The 254-nt window shown below is 60.6% G+C and carries 1 protein-coding gene; it reads right to left on the bottom strand.

Translation table 11 applies throughout. From position 1 onward, the window contains the following. Positions 1 to 254, bottom strand: a 254-nt coding sequence (locus CH341_RS32950; protein ID WP_146604810.1) for an ATP-binding cassette domain-containing protein, incomplete at both ends; no start/stop codon positions are given.

Below are 254 nucleotides of genomic sequence, written 5' to 3'. Positions count from 1 at the left end.
TCTTGCCTTTTTCCATCACCACGACGTTGTCAGCGATCTCGGCCACCACGCCGAAATCGTGGGTGATGAACACGACGCTCATATTTTTGCGGTGCTGGATGTCTTTGATAAGCGTCAGGATTTGCGCCTGAGTGGTGACATCCAGGGCGGTGGTCGGTTCGTCGGCGATCAGGATGCCGGGCTCGAGCGCGAGCGCCATGGCGATCATCACGCGTTGCCGCTGGCCGCCGGACAGCCGGAACGGGTATTGCCGG

The organism is Rhodoplanes roseus (assembly GCF_003258865.1).
GTDB lineage: Bacteria > Pseudomonadota > Alphaproteobacteria > Rhizobiales > Xanthobacteraceae > Rhodoplanes > Rhodoplanes roseus.
This window is presented reverse-complemented; position numbering and strand designations above follow the sequence as displayed.